Source organism: Haloarcula rara (assembly GCF_029338235.1).
GTDB lineage: Archaea > Halobacteriota > Halobacteria > Halobacteriales > Haloarculaceae > Haloarcula > Haloarcula rara.
Genome location: NZ_CP119785.1, coordinates 1,483,561 through 1,509,983 on the forward strand (window position 1 = coordinate 1,483,561; position 26,423 = coordinate 1,509,983).

General features: G+C 65.6%; 26 protein-coding genes. 14 read left to right on the plus strand and 12 right to left on the minus strand.

The window, feature by feature from the left end:
* Position 1: 1 nt before the first annotated feature.
* On the minus strand, positions 2–643 hold the full coding sequence (locus P1K32_RS07880) for an Era-like GTP-binding protein (RefSeq protein WP_135303491.1): 642 nt from the start codon (positions 641–643) through the stop codon (positions 2–4).
* Positions 644–1,765: 1,122 nt separating this feature from the next.
* On the opposite strand from P1K32_RS07880, the gene P1K32_RS07885 reads away from it, so the two are divergent.
* Entirely contained in the window at positions 1,766–3,310 is a 1,545-nt protein-coding gene (locus P1K32_RS07885; RefSeq protein WP_276252120.1) for a Cdc6/Cdc18 family protein, read from the plus strand.
* A 25-nt stretch (positions 3,311–3,335) separates the two neighbouring features.
* Here P1K32_RS07885 and P1K32_RS07890 read toward each other — a convergent pair whose 3' ends face one another.
* A complete protein-coding gene (locus P1K32_RS07890; RefSeq protein WP_276252121.1) occupies positions 3,336–3,956 on the minus strand; it encodes a S26 family signal peptidase in 621 nt (206 codons plus the stop codon).
* A gap of 60 nt (positions 3,957–4,016) precedes the next feature.
* Positions 4,017–4,631, minus strand: a complete 615-nt coding sequence (locus tag P1K32_RS07895) for a S26 family signal peptidase (RefSeq protein ID WP_276252122.1) — start codon at positions 4,629–4,631, stop codon at positions 4,017–4,019.
* 97 nt (positions 4,632–4,728) lie between these two features.
* On the opposite strand from P1K32_RS07895, the gene P1K32_RS07900 reads away from it, so the two are divergent.
* Both P1K32_RS07900 and P1K32_RS07905 read left to right on the plus strand, forming a co-directional pair.
* Positions 4,729–6,309 (plus strand): DNA-directed DNA polymerase II small subunit, encoded by a 1,581-nt coding sequence (locus P1K32_RS07900; protein WP_276252123.1) that lies wholly within the window; start codon positions 4,729–4,731, stop codon positions 6,307–6,309.
* A 329-nt stretch (positions 6,310–6,638) separates the two neighbouring features.
* Entirely contained in the window at positions 6,639–7,931 is a 1,293-nt protein-coding gene (locus tag P1K32_RS07905) for an O-acetylhomoserine aminocarboxypropyltransferase/cysteine synthase family protein (protein ID WP_276252124.1), read from the plus strand.
* Positions 7,932–7,947: 16 nt separating this feature from the next.
* Here the strand turns inward: P1K32_RS07905 and serB are convergent, their stop codons facing one another.
* From serB to P1K32_RS07925, 4 genes are read right to left on the minus strand one after another with little or no spacing between them, the layout of a single operon-like run.
* Positions 7,948–8,580: a phosphoserine phosphatase SerB gene (serB, locus tag P1K32_RS07910; RefSeq protein WP_276252125.1), complete on the minus strand. Its 633-nt coding sequence runs from the start codon at positions 8,578–8,580 to the stop codon at positions 7,948–7,950.
* Between the two features lie 54 nt (positions 8,581–8,634).
* Entirely contained in the window at positions 8,635–9,039 is a 405-nt protein-coding gene (locus tag P1K32_RS07915) for a PIN domain-containing protein (RefSeq protein WP_276252126.1), read from the minus strand.
* Positions 9,039–9,266 (minus strand): DUF7557 family protein, encoded by a 228-nt coding sequence (locus tag P1K32_RS07920; protein ID WP_276252127.1) that lies wholly within the window; start codon positions 9,264–9,266, stop codon positions 9,039–9,041. The genes P1K32_RS07915 and P1K32_RS07920 overlap by 1 nt, the downstream gene beginning before the upstream one ends.
* A gap of 58 nt (positions 9,267–9,324) precedes the next feature.
* Positions 9,325–11,571 (minus strand): ATP-dependent DNA helicase, encoded by a 2,247-nt coding sequence (locus P1K32_RS07925; RefSeq protein ID WP_276252128.1) that lies wholly within the window; start codon positions 11,569–11,571, stop codon positions 9,325–9,327.
* 309 nt (positions 11,572–11,880) lie between these two features.
* Between P1K32_RS07925 and P1K32_RS07930 the strand changes: the two genes are divergently transcribed.
* Positions 11,881–12,609 (plus strand): hypothetical protein, encoded by a 729-nt coding sequence (locus P1K32_RS07930; RefSeq protein WP_276252129.1) that lies wholly within the window; start codon positions 11,881–11,883, stop codon positions 12,607–12,609.
* 6 nt (positions 12,610–12,615) lie between these two features.
* On the opposite strand, the gene P1K32_RS07935 is transcribed toward P1K32_RS07930, so the two are convergent.
* The 3 genes from P1K32_RS07935 to P1K32_RS07945 form a co-directional block, all read right to left on the minus strand.
* On the minus strand, positions 12,616–14,010 hold the full coding sequence (locus P1K32_RS07935; RefSeq protein ID WP_276252130.1) for a permease: 1,395 nt from the start codon (positions 14,008–14,010) through the stop codon (positions 12,616–12,618).
* A gap of 13 nt (positions 14,011–14,023) precedes the next feature.
* Positions 14,024–14,392: an SHOCT domain-containing protein gene (locus tag P1K32_RS07940; protein WP_276252131.1), complete on the minus strand. Its 369-nt coding sequence runs from the start codon at positions 14,390–14,392 to the stop codon at positions 14,024–14,026.
* Positions 14,393–14,495: 103 nt separating this feature from the next.
* Entirely contained in the window at positions 14,496–15,476 is a 981-nt protein-coding gene (locus tag P1K32_RS07945; protein WP_276252132.1) for a cation diffusion facilitator family transporter, read from the minus strand.
* A gap of 66 nt (positions 15,477–15,542) precedes the next feature.
* On the opposite strand from P1K32_RS07945, the gene P1K32_RS07950 reads away from it, so the two are divergent.
* The 4 genes from P1K32_RS07950 (at position 15,543) to P1K32_RS07965 (ending at position 17,971) form a co-directional block, all read left to right on the plus strand.
* On the plus strand, positions 15,543–16,052 hold the full coding sequence (locus P1K32_RS07950) for a metallophosphoesterase (RefSeq protein ID WP_276252133.1): 510 nt from the start codon (positions 15,543–15,545) through the stop codon (positions 16,050–16,052).
* A gap of 113 nt (positions 16,053–16,165) precedes the next feature.
* Positions 16,166–16,297: a DUF7859 family protein gene (locus P1K32_RS07955; RefSeq protein ID WP_268899159.1), complete on the plus strand. Its 132-nt coding sequence runs from the start codon at positions 16,166–16,168 to the stop codon at positions 16,295–16,297.
* 43 nt (positions 16,298–16,340) lie between these two features.
* Positions 16,341–17,420: an aminopeptidase gene (locus P1K32_RS07960; protein ID WP_276252134.1), complete on the plus strand. Its 1,080-nt coding sequence runs from the start codon at positions 16,341–16,343 to the stop codon at positions 17,418–17,420.
* 176 nt (positions 17,421–17,596) lie between these two features.
* Positions 17,597–17,971, plus strand: coding sequence for a YccF domain-containing protein (locus tag P1K32_RS07965; protein ID WP_276252135.1), 375 nt, complete (start codon positions 17,597–17,599; stop codon positions 17,969–17,971).
* 14 nt (positions 17,972–17,985) lie between these two features.
* On the opposite strand, the gene P1K32_RS07970 is transcribed toward P1K32_RS07965, so the two are convergent.
* Both P1K32_RS07970 and P1K32_RS07975 read right to left on the minus strand, forming a co-directional pair.
* Positions 17,986–18,954, minus strand: coding sequence for a J domain-containing protein (locus P1K32_RS07970; protein ID WP_276252136.1), 969 nt, complete (start codon positions 18,952–18,954; stop codon positions 17,986–17,988).
* A gap of 488 nt (positions 18,955–19,442) precedes the next feature.
* Positions 19,443–20,471: a radical SAM protein gene (locus tag P1K32_RS07975; RefSeq protein ID WP_276252137.1), complete on the minus strand. Its 1,029-nt coding sequence runs from the start codon at positions 20,469–20,471 to the stop codon at positions 19,443–19,445.
* A gap of 124 nt (positions 20,472–20,595) precedes the next feature.
* Here P1K32_RS07975 and P1K32_RS07980 point away from each other — a divergent pair, with 124 nt between their 5' ends.
* Genes P1K32_RS07980 through P1K32_RS08005 form a run of 6 tightly spaced genes read left to right on the plus strand, consistent with a single transcriptional unit; the run spans position 20,596 to position 26,414 of the window.
* A complete protein-coding gene (locus tag P1K32_RS07980; RefSeq protein ID WP_276252138.1) occupies positions 20,596–22,401 on the plus strand; it encodes a vWA domain-containing protein in 1,806 nt (601 codons plus the stop codon).
* 48 nt (positions 22,402–22,449) lie between these two features.
* On the plus strand, positions 22,450–23,778 hold the full coding sequence (locus P1K32_RS07985; protein WP_276252139.1) for an MFS transporter: 1,329 nt from the start codon (positions 22,450–22,452) through the stop codon (positions 23,776–23,778).
* Between the two features lie 37 nt (positions 23,779–23,815).
* Positions 23,816–24,295, plus strand: a complete 480-nt coding sequence (locus P1K32_RS07990) for a phosphate-starvation-inducible PsiE family protein (RefSeq protein ID WP_276252140.1) — start codon at positions 23,816–23,818, stop codon at positions 24,293–24,295.
* 58 nt (positions 24,296–24,353) lie between these two features.
* On the plus strand, positions 24,354–25,454 hold the full coding sequence (locus P1K32_RS07995; RefSeq protein WP_276252141.1) for a DUF373 family protein: 1,101 nt from the start codon (positions 24,354–24,356) through the stop codon (positions 25,452–25,454).
* A complete protein-coding gene (locus P1K32_RS08000; RefSeq protein WP_276252142.1) occupies positions 25,454–25,750 on the plus strand; it encodes a hypothetical protein in 297 nt (98 codons plus the stop codon). The genes P1K32_RS07995 and P1K32_RS08000 overlap by 1 nt, the downstream gene beginning before the upstream one ends.
* Positions 25,731–26,414 (plus strand): glycosyltransferase, encoded by a 684-nt coding sequence (locus tag P1K32_RS08005; RefSeq protein WP_276252143.1) that lies wholly within the window; start codon positions 25,731–25,733, stop codon positions 26,412–26,414. Before P1K32_RS08000 ends, P1K32_RS08005 begins: the two co-directional genes overlap by 20 nt.
* Positions 26,415–26,423: the final 9 nt, after the last annotated feature.

Sequence of the window (26,423 nt, forward strand, 5' to 3'; positions counted from 1 at the left end):
ATCACCCGAAGTACTCCGCTATCTTGTCGTAGACCTCGTCCATGTTGTCCCCTTCCAGGGCCGACAGCGGGATGGTCTCGTGCTGTGGGTAGGCGTTGCGGATGCGCTGGACCGACGAGTCCTCGAGGTCGATCTTGTTCGCGAGAATCAGGACCGGGAGGTCCTGGCTCTCGATGATACCGATGAGCATCGTGTTGACCTGCGTGAAGGGGTCCGTCGAGGAGTCGAGCACGTAGATGACGCCGTCGACGTCCTCGCGGAGCCAGTGCATCGCCTCGGCGACGCCCTCGGTGGCCTCGCGGGAGCGACGCACCGCGTCGTCTTTCTCCATGTCGTGTTCGAGGAACTCGGTGTAGTCGACTTTCGTCGTCACGCCGGGCGTGTCGACGATGTCGATGGTCACCTTCTTGCCGTCGCGCTCGATTTCGACGTTCTCTTTCCGGCGGGCCCGACGGGTCTCGTGGGGCACGTGACTCTCCGGGCCGACGGCGTCGCCGGTCCAGTCGCGTGCGATGCGGTTCGCGAGGGTCGTCTTGCCCGCGTTTGGCGGTCCGTAGATGCCGATACGCTTGGGGTCTTCTTCCGAGAACAGCGTCGATGCCGCCCTCGAAATGCTGTCTTTGAGATTTGTGAGCAGTCCCATCCTATCCTCCCGCCGCCCGGACGTGCCGGTATGGCGGCTTCTACCTCCAAGAGATGCGGGAATTCACTTAAGGCTACGTCAGACAAACAAAACTAATCTGACACGATTGTTGTAGGGAGTCGTCGAAGAAGGTCGGCGTCTGGAGAGTGGTCGTTCCACGCGAAACAGGGGGTGAACTAGTACGTATCTGGTAGCGTTAGTGTCCATACTGAGTACCTACCCCGCGAAAACGCGACTCAGACGGAACAGGTGACTCCGGGAAGAGAGTGAGTCGGACTGGAAACAGTCCCCCGCGGGCGAGAGCGAAACCTCGCATCTGGTCTAGGAACCGACAAGAGTGCATCACTGCCGGGAGCTGACGAGGACAAGGGGATGCCCCCCCCCACCCCTTCGTTTCAGGTGGAACGGGGAACGGGCCCGGGTGGGGACCCAGCGCGATGGGTGTTCGACGGGGTGACGGGCCGGGACGGGCGCGAGCCAGACTAGGGATTTCACGGTGGAAACTCGCTCTAGGAACAGTCTAGAAGTGTACTAGCTAGCTGAGTTATTTTTTCTTTCCAGTACGGGTTTGGTTGTATAGTATGTGATATAAATCTTTCCCAGTCCAGAGCACAACTCCAGCTCGCGCTGACCCCCACCCACCATTCTTGGCCGTTCCACCCGAAACGAAGGGGTGGGGGGGTCTAGTGGATATCGTGGTACCCCCTCGCACACCCCTCACGAGAACGCCGGTCTCGTTCCCCTACCGTTACCGATAGCACGGTCCGCAGCTCCGAACTGACTGGACCGACCCGCCCCGAGTTCCCGTGCAACACGATTCGCCCCTTTCGATTCGAACTGAAACACACCTGCCCCACACTGTGCCAGCGTCTGGTATCGGCGTCGACTATGTCGGCTAGTAGGCCCGCTGTGACGGTTGAGAACCTCCACTTCCGGTCCAGCGCCGAGGTCCGTCGGACCGAAATATTTAATATCTATTCAGCCACGGGTTCATGTGGTTCAACTGGACGCACCCGCCCGTGTGGAAACGCCCGGAGGGTGGCTGTAACACGCTCCTCACGTCCGAGCTAGCGGTTCGCAGGCGACACTCCACCTGAAACGGTGGGGTCACAGATCTCGAGAATGACTGACTCAAACGACGACCCGGAGGCGACTATCGACCCGGACGAGGACACCGATACCTCGACGGGACTCGGTTCGACAGACGACCAGCCGTCGCCCGATCTGGACGACGTCGTTCTGGACAATCTCGACACTGGTACGGGTGACGCCTCTGACGAGGCATCCCGGGGGCTGTTCGACGACCTGCTGGAAGGCGAGCCCATCTTCGAGAACAAGGAGGTGCTGCGGCCGTCCTACACGCCCCACAAGCTCCCCCACCGCGAGGAACAAATAAACAACATGGCGACCATTCTCGTCACCGCCCTGCGCGGGGATACGCCGTCGAACATCCTCATCTACGGGAAGACCGGGACGGGCAAGACCGCGAGCGCGAAGTTCGTCAGCGAGGAACTGGAGACGACCTCCCAGAAGTACGAGGTCCCCTGCGAGGTCGAATACATCAACTGCGAGGTGACCGACACCCAGTACCGGGTGCTCGCCCAGCTTGCGAACAAGTTCATCAACAAGAACGTCGACGTCATCGACGAGCGCATCGAGGAACTGGAAGACCTCCAGGCCCGTGCACGCGAAGACACGAGCGAACTCGCCGACAGCGACTACGACTCGCTTGAGGCTCTCGAAGACGCCATCGACGACCTCGAAGCCGACAAGGAGGAGTTCGAGGAAGTCCCCATGACCGGGTGGCCGACCGACCGGGTCTACAGCTCCTTCTTCGACGCCGTCGACTACCACGAACGGGTCGTCGTCATCATGCTCGACGAGATAGACAAGCTCGTCGAGAAGTCGGGCGACGACACGCTCTACAATCTCTCGCGGATGAACTCCGAACTGGAGAACTCGCGGGTCTCCATCATGGGCATCTCGAACGACCTGAAGTTCACCGACTTCCTGGATCCACGGGTCAAGTCCAGCCTCGGCGAGGAGGAAATCGTCTTCCCGCCATACGACGCGAACCAGCTCCGGGATATCCTCCAGGCCCGCGCCGACGTGGCGTTTAAAGGTAACGCGCTCACCGACGACGTCATCCCGCTGTGTGCGGCATTCGCCGCACAGGAACACGGGGACGCCCGCCGGGCACTTGACCTCCTCCGGACTGCCGGCGAACTCGCCGAACGCGACCAGATCGACAACGTCGAGGAGGACCACGTCAGACAGGCCCAGGAGAAGATCGAACTCGACCGCGTGGTCGAGGTGGTCCGCACCCTGCCCACGCAGTCGAAGATCGTCCTCTTCGCTATCATCCTCCTGGAGAAAAACGGCGTCCACAACATCAACACCGGCGAGGTGTTCAACATCTACAAGAACCTCTGTGCGGAGATAGACGCCGACGTCCTCACACAGCGTCGGGTCACTGATCTCATCTCCGAGCTGGATATGCTGGGCATCGTCAACGCCGTCGTCGTCTCGAAGGGCCGCTACGGCCGGACCAAGGAAATCTCCCTGTCGGTGCCGACCGAGGAGACCGAGGCTGTCCTGCTCAGCGACTCTCGACTCGGCGATATCGACGACGTCCAGCCGTTTGTCCAGGCCCGCTTCGACAACTGACGCCACCTGCCCCCGCGTCGAGTCGCTATGACGCCTGATTCCAGCCCAACCGAATCTCGCCCAGCAGCGGGACGCGGTACTCGGCGGTGCCGATGACCCACTCGGGTTCGACCGGCTCGCTGATGGGGCTGGAGCCGACCTGGTCGTACTGGTTGTTGTTGTCGCCTTTGGTGATGAAGCCGGCGTGGGGCGCCGGGCAGTTGGCCAGTTCGTCACAGTTGTCGGCCCCGCCGAGATGGTCGGGGTCGGTCCGACTGTACCAGTTCTCCCCCTCCTCGACGTAGAACATCGCCCGGTGGATGATGGGCGTTCGTCTGTCGCTCCCGTCGGGTTGGAAGACGATGACGTCGCCGGGGCGCTGGAACTTCCTGTAGCCGTCGGCGTCTGCCGCGGTCACGACCCCGTCTCTCTCGTTCGGTCCGGCGAAGCGCTCTTCCTCCATGACGAACACGAGGTCGCCCTTCTCTATCTGTGGGTCCATGCTCGGGCTCTCGATGGCCACGAGTGGCGGCCAGACGCCACTGACAGTAAAGAGCAATAGCCCGACCAGGATAACGGCGCCGGCGCTGCCGACGATGTCCAGCCCGTACTGGACGAACTGTGGCGGCTCGTCGTCACTGGAAGATGGCCCGTCGTCACCGGACATTCGTACACCGACTACCGGGAGCCGAGCAATCAACGTTCCGTTGTGGCTACACCCGACCAGTCAGCGGGCAGACAGCCGTACCAACCCCAGTCCGGGGACCCGAACCTCGGCGGTCCCGATGACCCACCTGGGTCGGACCACGGTGCTCTTGGTCGGCTGCACCTGGTCGTATCTCCCGTTGGCGTCGCCTTTCGTGATGAACCCCGCGTGTGGTGCCGGGCAGTTAGCCAGTTCCTCGCAGTTGTCGGCGTCGCCGATGGACTCCGGGTCGGCCCGGCTGTACCACTTCTCATCTTCTTCGACGTAGAACATCGCTCGGTGGATGATGGGCGTCCGCTGGTCGCTCCCGTTGGGAGCGAACGCGATGACGTCTCCGGGTCGTCCGAAGCGAGTATAGCCCGACGACTCGGCTGTCGCTGCGGTGACCACGCCGTCTCTGGCGCCCGGACCCGGGAAGCGCTCTTCTGCCATCACGAACACCATATCTCCCCGTTCCATCTGTGGCTCCATACTTCCGCTCTCGATGGCGACCAGTGGGGGCCAGATTCCGCTGACGGTAAGGACCAACACCCCGACGAGGACGACAGCGCCAGCACTCCCGAGGATGTCCATGCCGTACCGGACGGACTGTGGCGGCTCGTCGTCACTCGCCACCGGCTCGTCGGCACCGGTCATTCGTGGGGCCATACCGGGAGCCGAACAATCAACATTCCGCTCGGCCGACCGGTTACCGTCCGCTAGCCTTTTGCGGACCGGCCCGCTGAGAGATACTGTGCCACTCTCGACGCCGGCCCGTATCGTCAGCGAGCTGGCCAGCCGCGGCTACAACGCAGAACCGGCGGCAGTGACGCGTCTGGCCGGCGCGCCGGAGTCCGAGACAGCGCTCGAACGCGCACTGGAAACGATGCCCGACGACGCGCTGAAGCTCACCGTCGACCACGTCGATTCGGTGCTCGACCGGTCGGAATCACGGGCCGCCGCCACGTCGCCACCGGGCCAGGATGCCGAGACCGGGGGGAGCCCAGCCACGTCGACGACCGACACCGAAGACCCCTCTGTTTCAACTGGAACGGCGCCGCCGAACCCGCCCGACGTGGGGGACGGTGTTCCAGTCGAAACGAAGGGGTCTCGCGACGTCGACATCTCCCAGCGCGCCATCGAGGTCGCCAACGACATGACCGGCGACTCGACGGGCACCGGGGAGTACAACGACTTCGTGCAGGTGTTCCGGGACCGTTACGAGAAGCTCGCGAGCAAGCTGCGTGGCCGGGTGAACCACCGCCCGACCGACGCCATCGAGAACATGGCCGGGGGAAGCGAGGCCGCCCTCATCGGGATGGTTTCCGATATCCGCTCGACGGCCAGCGGTCACTGGCTGGTCGAACTCGAAGACACCAACGGAACCTTCCCCTGTCTCGTGATGAAAGACCGACCCATCGCCGACCTTGTCCAGCAGCTCCTGCTGGACGAGGTCATCGCGGTCGATGGGACCCTGGCCGACGATTCCGGGATTCTGTTCGTCGACTCGCTGCACTTCCCGGACGTCCCCCGGACCCACAGCCCCTCCACCGCGGACCGCCACGTCCAGGCCGCGCTCATCTCCGACGTCCACGTCGGCAGTCAGGAGTTCATGGCCGACGCCTGGCACCGCTTTACCGACTGGCTCCACACTGAGGAAGCCCAACACGTCGAGTACCTGCTCATCGCCGGCGACATGGTCGAGGGCGTCGGCATCTACCCCGAGCAGGACAAAGAGCTCGATATCATCGACATCTACGACCAGTACGAGCAGTTCTCGGAGTACCTCAAGGAGGTGCCCGGCGACATGGAGATTCGCATGATTCCGGGCAACCACGACGCCGTCCGGCTGGCCGAGCCCCAGCCCGGCTTCGACGAGGAACTGCGGGATATCATGTCCGTCCACGACGCCGCTGTCCACTCGAACCCCGCGCTGGTCACTGTCGAGGGCGTCACTATCCTGATGTACCACGGCGTCTCGCTGGACGAGGTCATCGCCGAACTGCCGGACGAGGAGGCCAGTTACGAGGAGCCCCACAAGGCGATGTACCACCTCCTGAAAAAGCGCCACGTCGCCCCGCAGTACGGCGGCCATACCCGACTCGCACCCGAAGACCGGGACTACCTGGTGATGGAGGAGGTCCCCGACGTCTTCCACACCGGCCACGTCCACAAGCTGGGCTGGGGGAAGTACCACAACGTCCTCGCGCTGAATTCGGGCTGCTGGCAGGCCCAGACGGAGTTCCAGAAGTCCGTCAACATCGACCCCGACTCGGGCTATGCCCCGATTCTGGATCTGGACACGCTGGATATGACGGTCCGTAAATTCGCCTGAACCTTTTTGCTGCGGGGGGGGTTCGCGATGCGAACCCCCGCTTGCAAAAACGTTCATGAAAAAAGGCCGGAAGCGCGCCAGCGGCGCGCTTCCGGTGAACCGGCGGCGGAGCCGCCGGATGCTTTCCTCGAAAGCCTTCCCTTCCCCGTCTTCGCGCGATAGAACGCGCTCACGGCCACAGCATCGGTGGCTCGGACTGGCACACTCAACCGGCGGGATGCACCTTCTGTCGTCGTCAACTCACACCCAATTTCGCCGCGACCCCGGACCACCAGCGCCCTTCGCCGGTCAGTATGGAATTAAGAGGCTCCACGCTCAGTATTGTCTGTATGAGCGACGAGGACCGCGGATTCGAGACAGACGCACTACACGTCGGCCAGGAAGAGCCCGACAGCGAAGCCCGCGCACGGGCGCCGCCCATCTACCAGACGACCTCCTACGTCTTCGAGGACGCCGAGGACGCCGCCGCCCAGTTTGCACTCGAAAAACCGGGCCACATCTACTCGCGGCTGATGAACCCCACCGTCTCCCAGCTCCAGGAGCGGCTGGCCGCACTCGAAGGCGGGGTGGGTGGCGTCGCCACCGCGTCGGGGATGGGCGCGCTGAACCTCGCGACCTTCCTGCTCGCTGACGTCGGCGACAACGTCGTCACCGCCTCCTCACTCTATGGTGGCACCTACACCTACTACACCCACACCGCGCCACGAAACGGCGTCGAGACCCGCTTCGTCGACACGCTGGATTACGACGCCTACGAAGAGGCCATCGACGAGGACACCGCCTACGTCCACTGCGAGACCATCGGCAACCCCGCCCTGGTGACGCCGGACCTCCAGCGGCTGGCCGACATCGCCCACGACCACGGCTGTCCGTTCTTCGTCGACAACACCTTCGCGACGCCGTACCTCTGTAACCCCATCGAGCACGGCGCGGACCTCGTCTGGGAATCGACGACCAAGTGGATACACGGCCACGGCACGACGGTGGGCGGTATCCTGGTCGACGGCGGTTCGTTCCCGTGGGACGAGCACGCCGAGAAGTACCCGGAAATCGGCGGCGACAACCCCGCCTACCACGGCGTCAACTTCGAGGAGCGATTCGGCGACGCCGCCTTCACCTACGCCGCCATCGCCCGCGGGCTGCGTGACCTTGGCTGCCAGCAGTCGCCCTTCGACGCCTGGCAGACGATGCAGGGCCTCGAGAGTCTCCCCGCGCGGATGGACCGCCACTGTGACAACGCCATGGCCGTCGCGGAGTTCCTCTCCGACCACCCCGAGGTCTCCTGGGTCACCTATCCCGGCCTCTCCGACCACGAGACCCACGCGGCCGCAAGCGAGTATCTGGACGGCGGCTACGGCGGCATGATAACCTTCGGACTGGAGGCGGGCTACGACGCCGCCCGCTCGACGGTGGAGTCGACCGAAATCGCGAGCCTGCTCGCCAACGTCGGCGACGCGAAGACGCTCATCATCCACCCCGCCAGCACGACCCACCAGCAGCTCACCGACGAGGAGCAGGCCGCCGCCGGCGTCAGTGGCGACATGGTTCGACTCTCCGTCGGGACGGAGGCCGTCGACGACATCATCGCCGACCTCGACCAGGCCATCGCCCAGTCGTCGTAGTCGCGGTCCGGGTCGGCTACAGCACGTCTCGCTCTTCGAGCAGCGTGTACAGCTCGTCCATCGTCGAGACGGTCACGTCACAGGCCGGCTCGACGGCGGGTTTCGGCTCGAAGCCGATAGCCAGGCCGGCGACTTCGAGCATCGGGAGGTCGTTGGCGCCGTCGCCGATGGCGATGGTCTCCTCGCGGTCCTCGCCGACGATGGCGGTCGCGACCTCCAGGGCGTCGTCTTTGGTGCCCTCGATGAGCGGCCCGCGGACGTTGCCGGTGAGCTTCTCTTCGACCACGGGCAGGCGGTTGGCGACGATGGCATCGACCTCGACGCCCTCCGCTTCGAGTGCAGCTTCGACCCCGCGGTCGAATCCGCCGGTCAGAATGGCGACGTAGACGCCGGCCTCCCGCAGCGCCGCGATGACCTCGGCTGCGCCGGGGCGCAACTGGACCTCGTCGAAGGCCGCCTGGGCCTGCTCGTCGGGCAGGTCGGCGAGCAGCTCACAGCGCTGGCGGAGGCTCTCGGCGTACTCGATCTCGTTGTTCATCGCCCGCTCGGTGATATCGGCCATGTCCTGGGCGGTGCCGTTCTGGTTGCCCAGCAGCACGGTCATCTCCGAGTCGGAGAGGGTCCCGTCGAAGTCGAAGGCGACTAGCATTGCCCGGTGGTTTCCAGTGGAGGGCCTTCTATCCTCCTCTTTCTCCCGCACAGGCTAGTAGGGGTCATAGCGAGCGATATCGAGTACCTCCTGTACCCGCTCCTCCCAGAAGTGTTTCTCCGCGGTCGCGAACGTCCCGCCGTGTTCTCGGGCGCTCGCGGCGATGAGTGTGTCCGGATGGTCCGCGGGGACGCCCCGTTCGAGTAACTGTTCCTGGACGTGCGCTGCTTCCTGTGCCGTGCGGTCTGTGATAGCGAGCACGTCCATCGAGGTCGTGACTGCCTCTCGTATCGTCTCGACGTCGCCGTCGATGTAGCCATGCACGCTCCCCATGTACGCCTCGTAGAGGACGATTCCCGACACCGCCCACGGTTCCGATTCGTGCCCGCGGAGAAACGCTTGTGCGCTCTCCTTTCCGTCTAGATAGTCACTCAGGAGATTGTTGTCGAGAACGAGCATCAGCCGTCTTCTCCGATGTCGTCGTCGAGACCGCTCTGCATCTCTGCTCTGACTCGCTCCATTCCGTCGCTCGTGTCAGTCTCGGCCCCCCCGAGTACACCGAAGCCGGCCCACTTGTCGGTCTCCGTGAGCCGCATGATGACGTCCTCGTAGCTCTCTCCCTTCCGTTTCAGGAGGGTGAGCCGTTCTTTGGCCTCCTCCGAGAGCCGAATCGTCGTCCCGCTCATAGTGGTGTATACGAACCTGCATACAATAAGCGTGTGGCCGGACCACTGGAACGGTGTCTCAGGGCTTCGGCGGCGGCCCGTCGTAGGCGTCCATATCCTGATAGAAGTTCAGCAGGGCGAACTTCAGCTTCTCGGGACCGATGTCGACCATCTCCGTTCGCTCTTCGGGCGGGAACCGGCCACGGACGGCGTAGTCGTGCATCTCCATCTCCGCCGCTTCGGTGTAGCGCTTATCGAGCAGGATGCGCGCGCCGAAGTCCTCGGGCGAGCGGACCACCCGGCCCAGGGCCTGCCTGGTCTTGCGGACCGTGGGAATCTCGACGGCGTAGCGCCAGCCGGCCTCGTCGCCGTCGACCGGTTTCCCGTGGTCGGTCTCGCCAAAGGCCGTCTGGTAGGCGTCCTGGACCGCTTCCATACGGTCGTCCAGATGCGGATAGGGCACGCCCAGCACGACGACGGTCCGGGCGTCGTCCCCGTCGTAGCTCACGCCCTCGCCCAGCGTCCCCCACAGCGACGTAAAGAGGACGGCGCCGTCGTCGTCGGTGAAGGCCTCCCGCAGGTCGCGGGCCTGTTTGCCCGGTTCGTCCAGATACCGGGTGCCCGAGACGGCGACCATCTGGTGGTAGCGCTCGGCCTCGCTGTAGGAGGGGCAAAAGACGAGCGTGTTCCCGGGGGTAAAGCGGATGATATCCTCCAGGGTTCGCGCTATCGTGCGCTGGGTCTCGGGGTCGTCCCGTTCGCTCGAAAACAGCGCCGGCCCGGAGACGGCGTAGGTCCGCCGGCGGTCCTCGGGGAACTGGTCGCCGTAGGCCATCGTCACCGGGTCGTCCAGGCCGACGACGTCTTCGGTCACGTCGAAGGGCCGGACGGTGGCACTCATCAACACGGCGGCGTGGAGGTCGTCGAACAGCTCGCGGGTCACCTGCTCCGGGATGCAGGTGTACAGCTCCGCGCGGCCGTAGACCTCGCTTGTGGACTCGTCCCGGCGGACGCTGACGACGGGGTACTGCCCGGTGGCGTCCGACTCGGAGAGCCAGTCGGCCAGAAAGCCCGCGGCCTGGAGCGTCTGGCACTCCTTTCGGGTGTCAAGCTCCCCCTCTTTGAACTGCTCCTCGTAGCGCTCGTCGAGCTCCCGACCGAGGTCCAGCGCCAGGTCGACCTCCTCGTGAAAGCCTGGCCCGCTGTAGGCCTGGAAGAACGCGAGGGTCAAATCGTCTTTCCGGTCGTCGTTCGCGATGGTGATGTCGTCCCAGTGCTCGTCGACCGCGTCGCGCGTCAGCGGGCCTTGCCCGCTTCCGTTATTCGCGGCGCTTCGCGCCGCGCTATCCCCGAACCCGAAACTCTCCTCGTAGGTCTCGACCAGCGCATCCCGGAACGTTCCCAGCACGTTCGCGGCGTTCTCGGCCCGCGAGTCTTCGACACCCGACAGCTCCTCGATGGCCTGGTCGAGGGTGTTTTCGGTCAGCGTGCGGCGGGCGTGGTCGCGGGCCGCCGACTCGACGTTATGGGCCTCGTCGAAGACGGCGATGATATCCTCTGGGTCCCGGCCGATCCAGCGGAAGAACTGCTCGCGGATGGTCGGGTCCAGCAGGTGATGATAGTTACAGACGACGAGGTCGACCCCCTCCATCCCCTCCTTGAGTAACTCGTAGCCACACAGCCCCCGGTCGCCGGCGTACTCGTAGACGTCGTCGGGCGTGCGAACGTCGTCGTAGAGCCACGCGTAGAAGTCGCTGGTGTCGACGGTGAGGTTCCGGTAGTAGTGGTCACAGGTCGACCGTTCGCTCTCGAGCTCGTCCATCTCCTCTTGCAGGTCCCGCAGCTCCTCGACGACGGCGTTGCGGGCCTCCATCGCCTCGCCGTCGCCGTCCTGGCCCGCAGCCAGCAGCTCCCCCTCGCGCTCTTCCAGCTGGGCGATGTCGTCCTCCACGTCGACGAGCTCCCGGGTGGTGTCCCGAAGGGCCTGACACTCCTCGTAGTCCACGTCGATGTGGCACATCGACCCCTTCCCGCGGAAGACGACCGCGCGAAGCCGCTCCTGTTCGGTGATAGCGCGGGCGTCCTCGACGAACTGGCGCATCTGCTGGTGGACGTTGGTCGTGATGACGACGGTCTTGCCCGTCTCGCGGGCGTGTTCCAGCGCCGGGACCAGCGACGCCAGCGTCTTCCCGGTGCCACAGGCCCCCTCGAAGAGGACGTCGTCGCCCTCCCCGAGGGCCTCGTAGATGGTAGCCATCGCCTCCCGCTGGTGGTCGTAGGGCTCCTCGAAGGGGAAAAAGCGCAGATAGCCGTCGTCTGTCGTCACTGTGGGACAGTTGGCCGCTAACGGGCAAAAGGGTTCGGCCCTAGCAACCGAATTTAGAACTGTAACTGCTGACGTCGAAGACACCTCGAACCGCTTGAAAGCCCCGACCCGCTCGACTCGGGGTCTCGCTGTGGTCCTCGTCACTCACTCCGTTCGTTCCTGCGGTCCTTACGTCGACCGCCTTTGTCGAGCGGGTCGCCCCTTTCAGTCCCGCCCACGTGGGTCGCTCGATTGGCTACAAGCTGGCTCTTTGACCGGTTGTCGTGAATCCCCCGGCAGCCACTTGCCGCAGCAGTCCTTCGTTCGCATATGCATCGCTCCCTCCTCGTCGTCACGCTCGTCGTGCTGGCGGGGTGTAGCGGCCTCGGGTTCGGGCCGAGCGCCGACGAGCCAGCAGTGACGCCCGTCCCCGTCACGACGCCGGACGCCTCGGCCGTCGAGCTGGCGCGAGCGAACGGGAGCGTCGACATCGACGCGCTCCTGGCGCGCCACGACGGGGCGCTTGCCGACCGGAGCTTCCACCGCCGCGTCGTGCGCGAGGGGCCACAGAACACCCGGGACGTGTGGGTAGACCACGAGCGTGATGTCGTTCGCGTCCAGCGGACGTTCGGCCCGGTCGTCGACGACGCTATCCTCGCCGACGGACGGCTGTATCGGGCGGCCAGCGACGACCCCGACCGGGCCTACACCAGCGAGCCGAGTAACGTCACGGTCCCGTACGTTCCCACCCGGTCCGGCGAGGCCCGCCTCCGACAGGTGCTGCTTGAGGACGGTTACCAGCGGGTCGACACGGTCCGCCGTGGCGGCCGAGACCTGGCGGTCGTCGCCGTCAACGCCACCGGACGGGGGTCGGGCGTGGACCCCTCTATCTCCGTGCAGTCGCGGCTCGCCGTCGACGCCGACGGCGTCGTCAGGGAGGTCGACCACTGGGAGCGCCGGCCCGACGGCACGGTCGTCGAGTTCGAGATGCGAGTCACCACGGGCGAGGAGCGCGTGCCGGTTCCGTGGTGGGCCGAGGATATCGGGGTGTACCGCTGACCGTCGTCAGTGGTGGTCGTGGGCCGTCCCATCGGCCGGCGGCGAGTGGTCGGCGGTGTACGCACCGGGCGCCCCCTCGAAGGCCCGTCGACACGTCTCCGAACAGAAGTGGTAGGTTTCGCCGTCGACCGTCGCACTGGGTCCGTCCTCGCCGACTCGCATCCCACAGACGGGGTCGCGGTACTGGCCGGGCGCGCCGAGACCGTGGCGGTAGACGTACAGCAGGAACCCGGAGAGCCCGAACGCAAGCAGGTTGAGTACGAGCGTGTAATCGACCGCGAAGAACTCCTGTTCGGTGGCCGTCTGCCCGCCGGCGAGGTCCGGGACGATACCCAGCAGGTCGAACAGCTGTTCCATCAGAAAGCCCGTAAACGCCATCGTCACGAAGAAGACGCCGAGGATGTACAGCATCACTTTCCAGCCGTAGTACTTCCGGTAGACGTTCAGGACTGGAATCGTGATGAGGTCGGCGTAGACGAACGCGATGACGCCGGCGAAGCTGACGCCGCCACCCCACAGGGCGACGGCGAAGGGGACGTTCCCCATGCTGCCGACGAAGCTCACCACGGCGATTGCCACCCCCATCACGGCGTTCTCGGCGCTCACGAGGACGCCGTCGCCGCCGAGGAACAGGCTGTTCCACACCCACTGCGGGACGAAGACGATGACGAACCCGGAGACGAGGAAGCCGGCGATAACGTCCGTCCAGAGCATCGACCACTCCTTGCGGTACTGGTTTGCGACCTTGTACCACCCGCCCCACGAGCGCAACTCCTCGCGCCAGCTTCCCCGGCCCGCGACTGCCTGCTCGTAGGTTTCCATACAACCCGCCGAACAGAACTGGAGCCGCTCGCCGCCGTCAGTGACGACCGTGAACTCCTCGCTGCCTTCCATCCCGCAGGTCGGGTCCTCCGTGGTCCCGTGCTCGCGGTCGCGTTCGGCCAGCTCCGCGCGCACCCGCTCGAAGAGCGCCTCGGGCAGCGTCAGGTGGACCAGCACCGCCATCACGCCGATGAGGATTACTCCGCCGAGCAGCTCCGCGAGCAGGAACTCCCAGCCAAGCAAGACGAGTATCATCAGCCCAAGCTCGACGATGAGATTGGTCGAGGCGAACATGAACGCGAGGAAGGAAACCACGTGGGCCCCCTTCTTGAATAGCCCCTTGCCGATGGCCACGGCGCCGAAGCTACAGCCGCTGCTGGCCGCGCCAAAAAGCGTCGCCCGCGTGACACCCTGGATGTCCCCGTTCCCCAGCAGGTCGGCCATCCGCTCTTTCGAGACGTACACCTGGACGAGGCTGGTGATGACCAGCCCCATGATGATGGCCCAGGCCGCCGTCCAGAGGAAGCCGACGCCGATGCGGAGCGCTTCGAGCACCCCGTCGGTGACTGCCGCCTGCATCCAGACTCACTCCTTACGACTCCCCACGTTGCAGCGTCTGGCGCCGCTGTTCGAACTCCTCCTCGTCGATGTCGCCCCGGGCGTACCGCTCCCGGAGCGCCGACATCGCGTCGTCGCTACCGGCGGTGCCGCCGTTGGCCTGCCTGAGGAGTGCGTAGGCGGCGACCCCGCCCAGCAGGAGGAGCGCGGGCCACAGGAACCAGGCGCCCCAGCCCATGCCCCACCCCATCCCGCCGTGGGTGCCCATCCAGCCGTCGTGGTGATGCGTGCCGTCGTCGCCGGCGTGGGCGGCGGCCGGGCCGGTGGCCGCGAGCACGACGACCAGCGCGACGAGTGCGAGCCGGGCGATACGACCGAGCGCCGCTGTCGACCTGTCGTTCATGCTAGTAGATACACGGTACTCGTTCACCACTGTTGTCGTTCAGAATCCAAAGGACACCGGCACCAGAACTGTGGGTTCCAAAACGTCGTGCGGTCCGCTCGTTTCAGGCCTCGTCCGGGGCCGCCTCGGGCTCGATGTACACCTTCCGGATGTCGCCGTTGGTAGCTTTCAGCTCGTCCTCGATACCGCTGATGATGTCGTCCATCTCCTCGGTCCCGAGACCGTTACGGAAGGCGATATCCGCGGAGACGATGACCTCGTTGGGACCGAAATACACCGTCCGGAAGTCGACGATGGAGTCGACGTGCTCGTTGTCGGTGATGACCTCGCGCAGTCGCGTGCCCTCGTCTTTCGGCAGGCTCTCGCCCAGCAGGAGCCGCTTGTTCTCCCAGGCCAGCGCCAGCGCGAAGCCCATCAGCATGATGCCGATGAGCACTGCCGAAATCTGGTCGTAGATGGGGTTGTCGGTCAGCTGTGCGAGGACCAGTCCCACGAGCGCGATGACGATACCCAGCAGTGCGATAGTGTCCTCGGTCAGCGCTGTCAGCGTGGTCACGTCGCTGGTCTTGCGGAACGCCTCCCTGTAACTGTCCCAGTCGTTGCGCTTCATCTGCCGTTGCATCTCCGCGCGAGCCTTGTACAGCGCCCACGTCTCGAAGGCAAAGGCGCCAAGCAGGACCGAGTAGTTGACCCACAGCGGGTCGAGCCACGCCGGCGGCGTGTACTGGATGAACAGGAAATCGATGCCCCCGCTACCCCCGCCGTGGCCGCCGTGGCTGGTTATTTCGCTGTAGCCGTGTTTCAGGCTTTCCCAGCCCGCGATACCGAAGAGGAACACGGAGACGAGGAAGCTGTAGAAGAACTGTGACTTCCCGTAGCCGAAGGGGTGCTTTCGGGTGGCTTTCCGCTCGGAAAAGCGGATACCGATGAGGAGGAACACCTGGTTGCCGGTGTCAGAGAGGGAGTGGTAGGTCTCCGACAGCATCGCTGCGCTCCCGGTCAACAAGAAGCCGAAGAACTTCAGGATAGCAATGGCTCCGTTTGCGACCAGGGCGGCTAAGACGACTGATTTGCTGCCTGCCATTACCGGCCACTCACGATGGGGGCTGAAAGTGGTTCTGGATTTATATCTGGAGCGACCAGTGGGGGTATGCTCACCGTCATCTCCGATACGCACGGCACTAACTCCCATCGACTGACTGGCCACACTCTCGATGCGGTCCGGGCCGCCGACCACGTCGTCCACGCCGGGGATTTTACGACCGAGGCCGTCTACGACGCCATCGAGGCCGAAGCGAACGCCCTCACCGCCGTCACCGGCAACAACGAGCGGCCGGCGCTTCGCGAGCGCTTGCCAGCCGAGGCGACCGTCGAGTGGGCCGGCTACCGGGTTCTGGTCGTCCACGGCCACCGCCACTCCGATACCGCCCTGGCCATGCTCGCCCGCCAGGAGGACGCCGACGTCGTCGTCGTCGGCCACTCTCATCGGCCCGAACTCGGCGAACTCGACGGTCGGTTGCTCGTCAATCCCGGGAGCTACGCCGACCCGCGCCGCTACCGCCCGGCCCACGCCGAACTCGACGTCGACGAGGGGACGCTCCGGGCCCGCCTGCGTTCGCCCGACGGCGAGACGTTCGAGACGGTCACACAGCCGCGGTGACTTGCTCTTCTGGCCGGGGCTTTCTGGCTGTTAGCACTCTAACTCTCTCAACTAAACTCGACGGGTCGTAGCGCCCCGAAACCTCTTTGTCCGGTGGCCGTCAACCGCCGGCTATGATAGAGGTCGGGCTGCTCACGTGGGTGCTTCTCGCGCTCGTCCTGGGCTTTTTCTTCTTCATGTACCTGATGGTCCGACGGTCCATCCTCGGGTTCAAAGAGGGGATGCAGGGCGGCCGCGAGAAGTAGCCGCCGGCGAAAAGGGTTTGGGCGCGACGCCGGAGTTGCAGGTATGGACCCGCGAATCCGCGAACACGCGTCTGTCATCGTCGACCACTCCATCGATCTCTCCGAGGGTGACGACCTCGTCATCGACGCCCATCCCGTCGCCGAGGACCTCGTCGTCGCGCTCCACGAACTCGCCGCCGACCGCGGCGCGAACCCGCTCGTCGTCCAGGACCGGCTGGGCGAGCGCTATCAACGTGCCTTCCTCCGGAACCGCGACGAGTTCGAGACCCCCGGTCACATGGAGGCGCTCTACGAGGCGATGGACTGCTACATCGCCATTCGGGCCAACGCGAACGTCACCGAGACCAGCGACGTCGACCCCGAGACAAACGCCGCCTACCAGCAGGCGATGCAGCCGCTGCTCGCCGAGCGCCTCTCCAAGCCGTGGTGTCTCACCCAGTACCCCGCCGCCGCCAACGCCCAGCTGGCGGGGATGTCCACCGAGGCCTACGAGGACTTCGTCTGGGACGCCGTCAACAAGGACTGGGACGCCGTTCGGGAACACCAGTCACAGATGGTCGACATCTTAGACCCCGCCGACGAGGTTCGCATCGTCTCGGGGGACACCACCGACGTGACGATGTCCGTCGCCGGCAACCCGACGCTCAACGACTACGGCGAGAAGAACCTCCCCGGCGGCGAGGTCTTTACCGCGCCCGTCGCCGACAGCGTCGAGGGCGAGGTGCTGTTCGACAAGCCACTCTACCACCAGGGCCGGGAAATTACCGACGTCTTCCTCCGCTTTTCCGGCGGCGACGTGGTCGAACACAGCGCCGGGAAAAACGAGGACCTGCTCACCGAAGTACTGAACACCGACGGGGGCGCGAGCCGGCTGGGCGAGCTCGGTATCGGGATGAACCGAGATATCGATCGCTTCACCTACAATATGCTCTTCGACGAGAAGATGGGCGACACCGTCCACATGGCCGTGGGCCGGGCCTACGAGGAGACCGTCGGCGAGGACAACGAGCAGAACGACTCGGCGGTCCACGTCGACATGATCGTCGACATGAGCGAGGACAGCTATATCGAGGTCGACGGTGAGCGGGTACAGGAAGATGGAACGTTCGTGTTCGAAGAGTAGCGAGGCGTCGAATAGTGTGAGCTCGGTTCACCGGAATCGCAACCCAGAGTCCGGCCTTCTATCGACGAAAAAGGTCGGTGGACACGACCGAAGATAGCATCACCGAGTAGTGCCGAGTCAGCGTCATTGACCCGCTCAGACGTGTTACTTATCTCCGTCTGCACCCTACCTGTCGTATGGCTGACCACCCCTCCCTCCTCGTCCGGGCCGTCTGGTTCGTCTTCGTCGGCTGGTGGCTCACCGGCCTCTGGCTCTCGATAGCCTGGCTGTTGAACGTCACTATCATCGGCATCCCGCTGGGTATCAAGATGATAAACAAAGTGCCGTACGTCCTCTCGCTGAAGCGACGCGAGCGGTACGTCGAGGAAGGCACCGGCACGTCACAGTACTCGATTCCGGTGCGGGCGCTGTGGTTCCTCCTGGTCGGCTGGTGGGCCAGCGGCGTCTGGACCGGTATCGCCTACACGCTGACGCTCTCTATCGTCGGTATCCCGCTTGCGGTGTGGATGTACGGCAAGCTCCCCTTCGTGGTGTCGCTGTACAACTACTAAGCCGACTGGTCGGTCTAGCGCTCGCTGTCGCGAACCGCCGTCCCGTACGCGATACCGGCCGCCGCCGCGGTTATCGGGAGGACGAGCAGCATATCGATTCCCAGCGGGCTGTACGTCGCGATACCTGGCATCGTTCCCGATTGGGAATATACCGACCCAACCGGCAGGACACCGACGGCTGACAGTCCGAGCAGCCCAATCGTCCCCGCCGTCGAGAGCGGATGCCGGCTTCCGGCCCACGCTAGCCCACCCGCCCCAGCGACGAATGCCACAGCCGCCGCCGTCGGGAGCAGCGACGCGGTCCCGACCAGTGCGAGCAGAAAGGCGAGATACATCACCGACCCGATACCCGCCGCGTACCCCACTCGAGCCCCCAGTGGCCTGTTCGTCTGTTCGGCATCGTCGGCCGTGGTCGCTGCCTGGTCTTCGCTCCCTCGGCGCCGGCTCCGACTTGTACGGCTGGCTGTTCGCTCCCCGCGCCGGGTGACGCTTCTGGACCCGGTTCCGCTGACGCCATCGGCGGTCCACGAGGCGCTGTGTCGACTCGTCGCGGACTCGTAGTGCCATTCGCCCTCGGCTGTCCGATCGTCCCTCTCGCGGTCCACCCACCGGTCGGCATGTCCCGGCGTCGACCGCGAGCGCTCGGACCACTGTGGGTCGTACTGGCTTGCACGTGCCGTCCGCTCGGTACGGGACTGTCGGTCGGTTTGCCCCCGGCCCGCGTTAGACCAGTCGGGCCGCCGTCGCTCACGCCGCCGCCCGGAGTCGCCGGACCTCGCCAGGTCGCCGTTTCGCTCTCGCTGTCGGAACTGTTCGAGGGTCTCTTTCGCTTCCTGGACCTTGCGGAACTTGCCTGCAGCGTCCGGGTCGTCGGTCACGTCGGGGTGGTGTGTTTTCACCTTCTCCCGATATGCCGCTTCCAGTTCCTCGTCGTCGTCGGAAATCGACACCCCGAGAATCTCACGCGCACGGTCCGTATCCATCTAGAGTCTCTCCATAGCAATAGTCCGCGCCGCCGAGTTCAGCCCGACATGGTTGCTGTTATTCGTCCCATGCGCAGTATCTGTCCGTTGTGGGCGTATACAACACAGAGAGAAAATATAAAAATTTCCAAATATACTATGGAAATTAATAGCCAACGTCGGGTACTGCACGAGCACCTTTTTCTGCGTTGGGTGCGCTCGCTTCGCTCGCCCACCGCGCCTTGAAAAACGTGCGCGAAAAAGGCGGGACCTCCCTCCGGTCGGTCCCGTGAAACCGCGCCTTCGGCGCGGTATGCTCAGTCGTCCGCGGTCGCCCGACTGCCACTCGCCCCGCCCGATAGCGGCGTCCGCTCTAGCACGTTTTTCATCGTCGCCCTTCCTCGCTCACTCCGTTCGCTGTGGGGAGGGCTCCTCGAAAAACGTGCGCGAAAAAGGCCGGCCTCCTTCCAGTCGGGCCGGTGAAACGGCTCCCTACGGTCGCCGTACAGTTAATCGTCCGCGGTCGCCCGACTGCCACTCGCCCCGCCCGATAGCGGCGTCCGTTCGACGACCGTGCCGTCGTAGGTCGGGTACTGCTCGACGATTTCGCCCTTTGGCACGTCGCCTTCCTCGACCATCTCTTCCAGGAGCCACCAGGCGAGTTCGACGTGGTCGGACTTGGCGACGTAGAACTCTTCGGGGACGCCCAGTTCGTCGAGGCGGGCCTCGCTCACCCACGCCTTCCCGTAGACGAGCGTGCCGTCCTCGGTGACGTCGTCGAACTCCCGGCGGATGTTCCGGGCCATCCGTTTCAGTCGGGAGCGGTGCTGGGCGGCGTCTTTGAAGACGCTGGTACAGAAGTAGACCTTCTCGTGGTCGCCCATCGTCTCGAGGATGTCGTGGCTCCCCTCGACGGCGCTCATGTGGTCTTCCTTGAGTTCGAAGCCTTCCTCCTGCATCCGGCGGTAGTTGCCGTCGGACATTTCGAACTCGTTGATATTGCAGAAGTCCGCGGCACCCTCGTCGAGGAACTCCAGAAACTCCGGTTCGGCGCGGATGCCCGGAATCTCGAAGGCCGGGGTGAGCCCTTCCTCGCGGGCGATGTAGAGAATCTCCTCCCACTCGGTGCCGTGCATGTCGCCCCAGAGTTCAAGCGGCGGGTGGAAGCGAATCTCGTCCAGTCCCGCTTCCGAGAGGCGGCGCATGTTCTCGCGGCCGCCGGTGATACCGGTGTAGAGGTGCGTGTGGTGGTCTTCGCCGAACTCGTCTTTGAGGAGTTCGAGGTAGTGACAGGTCCGGTCGAGCACTTCCTGTGGTTCCCCGCCCGTGATAGAGGTCCCCAGCGCGCTCATGCGCTTTGCCTCCTCGATGACGTCGCTGTCGTCCTCGATGGGACGCTCGTTGGCGTACATCTGGGTGACGTTCTTGCGATTTTCCCCGAGCGGACAGTAGAAGCAGTCCCGCTGGTCGCAGTAGCCGTAGACGAATAGCACCATCTTACCGCCTTTGGCGCACTGCTCGCAGCCCTCGGAGATCATTGAGTACCAATCCTTGCTCGTGGAGTGACAAAAAGCGTGCGAAACTGGCCGAGCGGATGGCGACGCTCAAACGCGGGTTTGAGCGAACGTCGCCTATAGGGTCCGCACCCGTGTCGGCCCACGTATGGTCGACGGTAACTCCCGACGCTCGTACATCAAACTGCTCGCGGCGGGCGCTGGAACCGCGCTGGCGGGCTGTTCGTCGCTTGGCTCCCCCGAGGACCGGGACGACCCGACGCCCGACACGACGACCGAGACGCCGACTCCCGGCGACCCGTCGGTGGCAAAAATCGACGACTGGCAGTACGAGCCGGGCGAGACGGCCGGTGGCCACTCCCAGTCGTCGGGTGGCGGCCAGGCCACCGCGACGAGCGCCCCGGCGCCCGCCAGCAGCGCGAGTGGCAGTACCGAGAGCATCGGGCTCTCGGCCGGCGGCGCGAAGGATATCGCTACGTTCCGCCGGAACGTCGAGGAGGGGTATCTCCCCCAGCCACAGAGTCTGGCCTACGAGGGGCTGTTCTACGACTACTACTTCGATACCGGCTCGGCGGGGAGCTGCTCGTCGACGTTCTGTCCGGCGTACTCGCCGGCCGTCACGCCCGACCCCCTGTCGGGCGAGACGGAGCGGTACTTCACCGTCGGGCTGCACTCCGGCATCGACGAGAGCGAGTTCGAGCGCAAGCAGCTGAACCTGGTCGTCGTCCTCGACATCTCCGGTTCGATGGGGAGTTCCTTCTCGGAGTACTACTACGACCGGTTCGGGAACCGCCACGAACCCGAGGGCGACACCGACACGGAGAAAATCGAGGTGGCCCGTCAGGCGCTCGTCGACCTCACCGAGCAGCTCCGCCCCGACGACCGGCTCGGCGTCGTTCTCTATGGCTCGGACGCGAGCCTGGCAAAGCCGCTCCGAGCGGTCGAGCGGACGGATATGGACGCGATTCGCGACCACATCAGGGAGGACATCGAGGCCGGGGGCGGGACAAATCTCGACGCCGGGCTGTCGACGGCGACCGACCAGCTCACGGAGTACAGCGACGCCGACCAGTCGACGACCGAGAACCGGATGCTCGTCCTGACCGACGCGATGCCGAACCTGGGACAGACCGACGACGACGGGCTGGCAGACCGGCTGGCCGACCACGCCGAAGACAACAACATCCACACGACGTTCGTCGGGGTCGGCGTCGACTTCAACACCGAACTTGTCGACGAACTCACGGCTATCCGGGGGGCGAACTACTACGGCGTCCACTCGACCGAGGAGTTCACCGAGCGGCTCAGCGACGGGTTCAAATACATGGTGACGCCGCTGGTCTTCGACCTCTCCGTCGAGCTGGACGCCGACGGCTACGAGATAGCGCAGGTGTACGGCTCGACGGCGGCCGAGGCAGCGACCGGCGAGCTCATGCAGGTCAACACGCTGTTTGCGTCGCCAACGGAGGACGGGGGGACCCGGGGCGGGGTCGTACTGGTCCAGGTCGACCGGCAGTCGTCGGCGGGGACGATGGAGCTCAAAGCGAGCTGGGAGGACCGGACGGGAAGCGAGCACGAGACGACGAAGACTATCACCTTCCCGTCGGGCTCGTCGTCGTTCGACACCACGGGCGTTCGGAAGGCCGTCCTGCTCTCGCGGTACGCCGACCTCCTGAAAAACTGGATGGCGACCGAACGGGACCTATCGCTCGAACCGGACGAAGACGGTGTCGCCGTCCCGCCCGACCCGTCGGCGCTGGGCGAGTGGGAACAGCGGTCCGAGCCGCTGACGCTCTCCGGGGACCACCGGGACCAGCTCGGCGAGTTCCGCGACCACTTCGCGACCGAGGCCGACGCCATCGGTGACGACGCGCTCAACACCGAACTCGAGACGATAGACACGATTCTGGAGACGGCCGAAGACCCGTCGAGCGAGACGGACGACGGGACCTGACTCCGCTCTCGCCGCCGGGCTTATACCTCCGCCACGGCCAGTCAGCGTATGTCGGATACCGCCCGCAGACGCGGGCTCGCCATCGTACTGGCCGTGGTCTTTCTGGACCTGCTTGGCTTCGGTATCATCGTCCCCATCCTCCCCTACTACACGCGTTCGTTCCCCGGCGGGACGGAGTTCGTCATCGGCCTGCTGGCGGCCTCCTACTCGGCGATGCAGTTCGTCTTCGCGCCGCTTTTGGGGTCTGTGTCGGACCGCGTCGGCCGGCGTCCGGTGCTGGTGCTCTCCCTGGTGGGCTCGGTCGTCGCCTGGACCCTCTTCGGGCTGGCCGACGCGCTGTGGCTCCTCTTTGCCGCCCGGATGCTGGCCGGCGCGATGGGCGGGAACCTCTCGACGGCCCAGGCGTACGTCGCCGACGTGACGCCGCCCGAGAAGCGGGCCGCGGCGCTTGGCTACATCGGCGCCGCCTTCGGGCTCGGATTCATCTTCGGGCCCGGTATCGGCGCCGTGTTGAGCTTCGACGCGACCATCGCCGCCGTCGACGCCGTGGCGCCCGCGGCGATACCCATCACTCGCTTTTCCCTGCCGAGCTTCGCGGCCGCCCTCTTCAGCCTCTGTGGCGTCGTCGTCGCACTCCTGTTCCTGCCCGAGTCGCGGACGCCCGACCGTGACACCGGGGCCGGCCGCGTCGACCGCCCGTCGGCCATCGCCCAGCTCCGGGCCGCCGTCACCACCGCCGGGCTGCGGGAGCTGCTCACCGCCTTCTTCCTCGTCTCCTTCGCGTTCTCGGGCGTGACAGTCATGTTCATCCCCTACGTCGCCGACGTCTACGGCTACACGGCGACCCAGAGCGCGCTCCTGTTGACCTACATCGGCCTGCTCGCCGTCCTCACCCAGGGGGTGCTCATCGGCCGCCTGACCGCCCGCTACGGCCCGGTGCCTCTCGCCGTCGCGGGCGCGGCGGCGCTCGCCACCGCTGTGGGGGCACTCCCCTTCTCCCGGTCGCTCGGGTGGGTGCTGCCGGACCTCTCCGGGCTCGTCCCCCTTCTCACGCCGGACCTGCTGGGCCTGCTGGCGATACTCACGCTGTTGCCGGTCGGCAACGGTATCCTCTCGGTGACGCTGACGGCGCTGGTCTCACAGCGGGCCAGCGCGGACCTGCAGGGCAGCGCCTTCGGCGTCACGCAGGGGGCGGGCAGTCTCGCCCGGGCGGTCGGTCCGCCGGTGATGGGCGGGCTCTACGCCGCCGTCGGCTTCTGGGCCCCGTTCGTCGTCGGGGGACTGCTCCTGCTCCCGGTCGTCGCCCTCGTCGCCCGGCTGGGCCCAACGGAGCAGCCGCCCGAGGCTCGGCCGGCCGACCCCGGCCACGCTAGATAGGCACGCCGTTGATACGTGTCAGATTCCAAGAGACTGTATGGACGACGAGGAGGCCGACCCGGTCGGCGGGTCGCTCCCGATGGGTGACTCACTCGACGAGCGGGTCCTGGCAGCCAGTGAGGAACTCATCCGCTACGTCGAGGTCATCGCCGCGCTGGTCATCGTGTTGCTGTTTGCCATCGGCGTGTTCGACCTCGGGCTCCAGATATTCAGGAGCGCTCTCTCTGGGCGTATCACCGACCCGCTGGTCGTCGTCGGCTTCATCGACACCGCCCTGCTCCTGTTTATCATCGTCGAGGTGTACCAGACCGTCGTCGCCTACACCCAGGAGAGCGAGACCCGCCGCATCGTCCGGCTGGTCATCTACACGGGCGTCATCGCGATGGTCCGGAAGGCCATCATCTTCCGGACCGGCGAGTACGCCGACGAGGGGGCGGCGCTGATGGCCGCCGGCTCGTACACCCTGCTCATCGTCGGGCTCGCCGTGTTGCTCGTCGTGGAACGTCGCACCAACTAGTACGAGAAACTGTCCCACGCCCGAAGACAGTTAAAGGCCGCTGGCATACCACCGACCAATGCTGCTGGTGCTGTGCGTGGACCTGGACGACGACCTCGGGCGCAAGACCGACGTGGAGACGCCCGTCGTCGGCCGCGACAACGTCGTCGACGCAGCCGTCGCGCTGGCCAGCGCGGACCCGGAGGACTCTGACGTGAACGTCCTCTTCGAGGGGGTCCACATCGCCGACGAGATCGACGACGAACCCGTCGAGGTCGCGGCGGTCACGGGCGTCGACGCCGGCGACGTGGCCGCCAACCGTGCCGTCGGCGAGGAGGTCGACACAGTGCTTGCGTCACTGTCCGCGAGCGAGGACGTCCGGGCCATCGTCGTCACCGACGGCGCCCAGGACGAGTCCGTCGTGCCGGTCATCCGCTCGCGTATCCGCATCGACGGGGTCCGCCGCGTCGTCGTTCGGCAGGCACAGGACCTCGAATCGATGTACTACACCATCAAACAGGTGCTCAACGACCCCGAGACGCGGGGGACGATTCTCGTCCCGCTGGGCATCCTCTTGCTCATCTACCCGATGACGATCGCGGTCGAGTCGCTGGGCTATCCGGGGTCGGCGCTGGGTATCATCTCCGGACTGCTGGGGCTGTACGTCCTCGGCCGTGGGCTCGGCGTCGAGCGCATCCTCGACGAGGCCGTCGACCGCGCCACCTCCGGCTTCTACGGCGGCCGCATCACCATCATCACCTACGTCGTCGCCGCGGCCCTGCTGGCCATCGGTGGGCTCAGCGGTGTCACCGCCTACGAGAATCAGCCCAAACCCCTCTCGGCCGTCGAGGTGCTGGCGGCCCTGGTCTACGGCGCAGTCCAGTGGTTCGCCGCCGCCGGCATCACCTCCAGCCTTGGTCGGGTCACCGACGAGTACCTCAACGGGAGCTTCGAGTGGCGCTACCTCAATGCGCCCTTTTACGTGCTGGCCATCGGCGGCGTCCTCCACGGACTCAGCGCCTTCTTTCTCGGTAGCCGCACCCTGGAGTATCTCGCCGTCGTCCTCACCGGCGGGACGCTGCTGGGACTGGCGAGTACGCTCGCCTTCGCCATCGCCGAGTCCCGCCTCGACGGCGCCGAGCGCCACAACCAAGGCCCCGGCGGCCCCTCCTCGGAGTAATGTACGTCTCCCGAGCCGTCCGAAGTATCCGCGCCGAGCCCATCGAGGGCGAGTCGGTCGCGCTGGCGCTGACAACGGCCGACGATACGGACCCGGACGCCGTCGCCGCGGCCGCCGAAGCCGCCGGCGCCACCGTCGAACGCCGCCTCCAGTTCGACGACCTCTCCGTCTCGGTCCCCCAAGAGGGCGTCGCCGACGTCTGTGCCATCGACGGGGTAGACGCCGTCGAGACGACCGATACCATCGCTATCACGACCGCCGACGCCACCGACGAGGATGTCGAGTTCGACGGGTGACCCCACGGTCAGTTTCGTCGTGCCCGCCAGGAACGAGGCCGACTATCTCCCCGCGACGCTGTCCTCGATTCGGTCGGCGGCGGCGTCGGTCGACCACGAGTGTCTGGTCGTCGACGGCGATAGCGACGACGCCACCCGAGCTATCGCTCGCGACCACGGCGCTCGCGTCCTCACCGGCCCGGCGACGGGCCAGGGCGACGCCAGACACCGCGGCGCCCGCCACGCCAGTGGCCGGTGGCTCGCCTTCGTCGACGCCGACACCCGCCTGCGACCCGACTACGTCGAGGCTTTGCTCGCGTTCGTCCGCGACCGGGACCTCGCCGGGGCCAACAGCCGCTGTCGCGTCACCGGCGGCTGGCGCACTGTTCCGTTCGAATGCCTCTTCAACCACGGGTTACCCGGACTGTCGCCGCCGCCGTTCCCGGGGTTCAACGTCTTCGTCTCCCGGCCGGCGTACTTCGACGTGGGAGGGTTCGCGAGCGGCCCCAACGAGGACGTGACCTTCAGCCACCGACTGGGCCGGGCCTACGACACCGCCACCTGTCCCCGTGTTCTCGTCGAGACCTCCGGCCGGCGGATGACGGGCGACGGAATCTGCCGCACGGTCGCCCACTACACGAGACTCGAGTATCGGCGCCTGCGCGCCGCCGAAAGCCGTAACTGACTCGTAATA